This window comes from Roseiarcus sp. (genome assembly GCF_052145395.1).
Classification (GTDB): Bacteria; Pseudomonadota; Alphaproteobacteria; order Rhizobiales; family Beijerinckiaceae; genus Roseiarcus.
The window spans coordinates 1-3,269 of the sequence record NZ_JBKQOT010000862.1 but is presented as its reverse complement, the minus strand read 5'-3'; the positions used below and the strand labels follow the sequence as shown (position 1 = coordinate 3,269).

At 66.1% G+C, this 3,269-nt stretch carries 2 protein-coding genes and 1 pseudogene; 2 read left to right on the top strand and 1 reads right to left on the bottom strand.

Translation table 11 applies throughout. The features are described from left to right. Positions 1 to 1,313: pseudogene (locus ACLP25_RS29995) on the bottom strand (hypothetical protein); the annotation flags it as partial. A gap of 128 nt (positions 1,314 to 1,441) precedes the next feature. Between ACLP25_RS29995 and ACLP25_RS29990 the strand changes: the two are divergent. Next, positions 1,442 to 1,675 (top strand): hypothetical protein, encoded by a 234-nt coding sequence (locus tag ACLP25_RS29990; protein WP_442472742.1) that lies wholly within the window; start codon positions 1,442 to 1,444, stop codon positions 1,673 to 1,675. Positions 1,676 to 3,079: 1,404 nt separating this feature from the next. Then, a partial coding sequence (locus ACLP25_RS29985; protein ID WP_442472741.1) for a hypothetical protein occupies positions 3,080 to 3,269 on the top strand: 190 nt, incomplete at its 3' end.

The window sequence follows — 3,269 nt, the reverse complement described above, 5'->3', positions numbered from 1 at the left end:
CCGAGCGCGCCGGCGACGAGGGCGCCGAGCCCCGCCCCGAGCGCATAAAGGCGCCAGCCTTGCAGTTTGGTCCGTTCGCCGGACGCCACCGCGTAGGCGTCGAAGCCGAAGTCCACCCCGGCGTAGCAGAGCGCCCCGACCGCGGCCATCGCGAGAAAGCGCGTTCCACCGCCGGCAGCGGCGAGATTGGCCTCGTAGGCGAGCGCGAGGCCCAATCCGGCGACGACCCCGCGCACGGGCGCGCGCGGATCGCGGTAAGCGGCCCGCAACCGGCCGAAGAACGGCGCTGTTCCGTCGGCGCTGCCAACGACGGTCATGGCGAGCGGAAACAGCGCCGCGCCGAGCACGGGGCCGACGGCGAGAACGAAGGCGCTTATGAACCGCGACGCGCCGGGAATCCGCAGGACGAAGGCGGCGATCAAAATGAAGCCGATGAACAGGCCGCCGTAGATCGCGCCCTTCACCACGCCCGTTCGCCAGTGGTCCCAGGCGGCGTCCCAGCGTGGCGGCCTTCCGGCGAGCCAGTCGAGCGCGACGCCCGTCATCAGATAGACGACCGCCCATAGGCCCCCCTGCGCCAGCGCTGCGCAAGCCGCGGAAAACACGATCGCCAGTAGCGGCTGGGTCACGAGCTGCGCGGCGTTGGCGAACAGCGGCGTGACCGCCGCATAGGCGCCGCCAAGGGCGAAGAGCGCCATGACCCGCAACGATCGGGGCGGCCGGTTGAGGCTAACCGCGACGATCAGGCTCAGCATGGCCTCGCCCAGGAGCCAGAGCGTCAGGGCGCGCCCGATCGCGACCTCGGCCGGAAACGGCAAGGCCGCGTGAAAGGTCACAGCGGCGCCGAGCTCGGCCATGTGCCAGTCGGCGCCGACCACGATGAGAATGTTGAACAGGAACGGGACGGCGATGAGGCTTAGCGCCTCGACGACGCGAAGCCCGCGGAATCCGGCGATCAGGGCCATCGCCGAGGCGCCGACGTAGACGATAAGCGCGATGACGGCCGAGGGGAGGTTGAAGCGGAGGACGTCCAGCCATGGCCCTGGCAGTTGCCAGAACCCCAGTCCGTCATTGCGCAACGTGGCAAACAGGGCGAATGCGGCGGCGTCCACAACGACGAGCGCTTGGGAATAGGGGCGCTCGGCGACGGCCCGCCTCAGGAGCGCAAGTCCGCCCGCCCCGGCGATCGCCGCAAGGATCGCCTGCCGCTCGGCGGTCGCCAGAAGGATACCCGCCGCGACCAGCGCTGCGCCGGCGATGACCAGCCCAGCTCGCCCGGACGGGCGCTCTACGACAGCCGGCGTCGTGTCCATGCCTATGGGCCGCTCCCCTCTTCCGCCGTCGATGCATTCCTGCGGGAACGCGACCTGAGTCGCAAGTTCGCGTTGCAACCCGGGGTCCGGCGCCTCATAACCCGCTTATGTGTCCGAAGGGAGTCCGCATGCGCCGAGCCCAAACGCTCGCCTTCGCCGCCCTGTTCCTCGCCGCCTTCGCAAATCCCGGGCAGTCCGCGGAGCTGCCGTCGCAGGCCAAGAAGGCGGCGGCGCCCGAGCCTGCGACGACGGCGAAGAAGTGCAACATCGGCGGCGTGGCCGGCGTGCTCGCCGCCAACGGGGTCTGCGTGCGCCTGAGCGGGTCCATCTCGGCCGAGTTCGGCGCAGGTCACCTGAAATAGGGCTTTCGGCGCCATTGCCGCGCTGGGCGCGGCCCCTCCCCTGTCGATCCCGCGGCCTGGAAACGTCGGCGACGCGGGCTCGCTTTTCTCCCCTACCAAGGCGCGGCGAAGAGGACCCCGCGAAACAATGCTGACAGTTGGCGCCCGTCGGGGCACGGTTCAGAAGGGCGGACCGTGGTCATTCGAGGGTGACACTGCCGACGGTCGGAATGTGCAAATATCGGTCACTCCTCGTGGCTCGGCGACCGGGTCAGATCGACCCGGAGCGGTTCTTCGTCGGACTATGACTGAGCGAGGCATCCGATCTGATCGACGCGAGCAGTCATTCAGGCGGCCCGTGACCGGGCTGAAAGATCATCCCGATCGCTGGCGCCGCGATGCGGGTAGCCTCTTCGGCAACCCGCCGCCTCGCGTAGCAGGCGAAGCCTCTTGAGAATGCTTTTGTGACCCAGCGAGAGCGAGAGGCGCCGCAGCTTCGCCTCAGTCACCAAGGCGAAAGGACCTTCATGTTTGCGGGCGGCCCACCCTACCCCAACGGACGGCGCTCGATTTCCGCCAAACGTTCGTTGGCCGCTGCGGCGTCGGCTTGGCAGATATCAGCGCCTTTGTTTGTCTCGCCTTCTCTGGCAGCCTCCGGCGCTAACCGATCGAGAGCAAGCTCGGCCGCACGCTCTTTGCGTCGCGCGCAGTCTCTGAACTCACCCTCAGAGCATGCAAGCTTTCCACAATCGAGACAGAGGCTAAGCTCGGCCGGAACGTCGGCGACCAACTCGCGACGGACGAAGGCCTTTAGCCAGCGAAGCATCTCTGGCCCTCCTCTAAATTCTCCGGATCGCGATCGATCTTTTGTCACGATCCGCTAGATTGACATGTGACGCAATACCGAAGTTAATACGCCTTTTGGGCAGGTGTAGATCCTTTTGGGCAGGTGTAGATAAGGCGCCGTGCAATAAAGATGGTGTCGCGCAGAATTGCACAACCCAGCCTCACCACGCCACGTCGACTCCGGCCATTCGAGACGATCGAGGAAACTGTCTCCAATCGCCGCGATCGGCAGTGACCGGTGAACGTCGACTGCCGCCGCCGTCTGCTGCGCGCAAGGAGGGGCCGTTCTCCGGTCGGCGGGTTAATCGACGCCCGCAAGGGCGACGCCTTCGCGCCACCGGTCGAGACGTCGATCCCGTGAGGTCGCGCCTCGAACATCAGGACCTGACGGAGGGGGCGCAAACGAAGCGCGTCGAGCACGGAAGAAAACGCCGCGGTCATCGCCGGAGGCAAGCCAGGTCATCAGGAATGATCCAGATCAATGTCGCCTCAGTCGCGGGGCGGGATCAGTCAAACAGGCGAGGAATTGATGGGCGGGCGAAGTTCGTGCGAGTGATGAAAATCCAGCAATAAGGTCCGGTGTTCGCGGAGCCACGCTGGTGGCAAGCGAAGCCGATCACCGAAAAAAGCGTACTGGCGGAGGGAATGCTCGATAGATTGAATTCGCTATGGATTGGCGAACAGCTCGGTTATGTTGAACGCCTGACCATGGTCTCGGCGCTGTCCGTCGGCCACCCATTCACGCTTTATTCGTACACTCCGGAAAAAC

Coding starts and splice junctions, on each gene's coding strand:
- ACLP25_RS29990 (WP_442472742.1), top strand. CDS start 1,442: ATGCGCCGAGCCCAAACGCTCGCCTTCGCCGCCCTGTTCCTCGCCGCC.